Consider the following 1,880-nt stretch of genomic DNA (forward strand, 5'->3'; position numbering starts at 1 on the left):
AGTACCCGCAAGGGGCACGCCGCATCCGTAAGGCGGCAAAGCCGCCAACGGCTGCGCAGCGGGTTCGGTGGGGAGAGTTTCCCGGCGAAGCGCCGCCGGTGGCGGATAAAGCGAGCCGGAGAAAAGGAGCGGCGCGATTGGCGGGCCACTTCGGCCCGGGAATCGCAATGCCGCGACGGGAGCAAGGGCCCAGCGGAGGGAATGAGCTTTCGGGCCTGCCCGAAAGCGAACGATCCGTAGCTTGGGCCGACGACGCCGCGTCTCGGGTGGCACGCATCGCGGTTACCCCGCAGGCCCTGAGAGCCGCTGCGCTGTACCGGCTGCGCCCGCCGGGCCGCCATCGGTGCCATGCCCCTGAAATTCCAAGGCGGTCGCCGCGGGTATGCGTAGGGCTCGGAGAGCCGGTGCGCCTGCCGGGGCCCCTATCATTACCCTGTTCTGTAGGGCGGGGGCTTGCCCCCGCCGCCTGTCCGCCGGGGATCCCCTGGGGGCGGACCTGTCCGGCGTGTCATCCTTGACGCGCCGCCCCGCTGTTATTTGACCATTTCCCATCTTTCGGAGGTGTATTTTTTTGACCGACCAGAGCAAGATCCGCAATTTCAGCATTATCGCCCACATTGACCACGGAAAGTCGCTCCCCCACAAGGGCTGATGCCCTTGCGGGGGCACCCCCTTTGATTTTATTTCCTCGGGGCAAGTGAATTGCCCCTTCGGCAAGGTTTTCGCCTCTGGCGAAAACGCTTGTACGCGCCACCGGCGCGCCCCGCTGTGCGGGGCCCCGCGTGGACTTTCCTACGGAGGTGCATCCTTTTGACCGACCAGAGCAAAATCCGAAATTTTTCCATCATCGCCCACATCGACCACGGCAAGTCCACGCTGTCCGACCGGCTGATCGAGAAGTGCAACGCCGTATCTCAGCGGGAGATGGAGTCCCAGCTGCTGGACAACATGGATCTGGAGAAGGAGCGGGGCATCACCATCAAGGCCCGGGCGGTGAAGCTGAACTACCCCGCCGCCGACGGCTCCACCTATGAGCTCAACCTGATCGACACGCCGGGCCACGTGGACTTCAACTACGAGGTATCCCGCTCCCTGGCGGCCTGCGAGGGCGCCGTCCTGGTGGTGGACGCGGCCCAGGGCATCGAGGCCCAGACCCTGGCCAACACCTATCTGGCCATGGAGCACGATCTGGAGATCCTGCCGGTGGTGAACAAGATCGACCTGCCCGCCGCTGATCCCCAGCGGGTGAAGGACGAGATTGAGAACATCATCGGCATTCCGGCCCAGGACGCCCCCGAGATCTCCGCCAAGGTGGGGCTGAACATCGACGCGGTGCTGGAGGACATCGTGGCCAACGTGCCCGCCCCCAAGGGGGATCCGGCCGCGCCGCTGAAGGCCCTGATCTTCGACAGCCAGTACGACGCCTACCGGGGCGTGATCGTCTACTTCCGGGTGATGGAGGGGACGATCAAGACCGGCATGACGGTACGAATGATGGCCTCCGGGGCATCCTATCAGGTGCTGGAGTGCGGCCACCTGCTCCCCCTGGGCATGGAGCCCTGCGACGAGCTGATCGCCGGGGAGGTGGGCTACTTCACCGCCTCCATCAAGAACGTGAAGGACACCCAGGTGGGCGACACCGTCACCGGGGCCGACCGCCCGGCGGCGGAGGCCCTGCCCGGCTACCGCCCCGCCCGGGCCATGGTGTACTGCGGCATCTACACCGAGGACGGGAGCAAGTACCCCGATCTGCGGGATGCGCTGGAGAAGCTCCAGCTCAACGACGCCTCCCTGTCCTTCGAGCCCGAGTCCTCCGCCGCCCTGGGCTTCGGCTTCCGCTGCGGCTTTCTGGGCATGCTCCACATGGAGATCATCCAGGA

General features: G+C 65.8%; 1 protein-coding gene. It reads left to right on the forward strand.

Annotation, left to right across the window (positions count from 1 at the left end; genetic code table 11):
* Positions 1-810: 810 nt before the first annotated feature.
* Positions 811-1,880: translation elongation factor 4 (gene lepA, locus QZ378_RS12845; protein WP_291258550.1), on the forward strand; the 1,070-nt coding region annotated here is incomplete at its 3' end.

The sequence above is a fragment of the Flavonifractor sp. genome (assembly GCF_019422385.1).
Taxonomy (GTDB): domain Bacteria; phylum Bacillota; class Clostridia; order Oscillospirales; family Oscillospiraceae; genus Flavonifractor; species Flavonifractor avistercoris.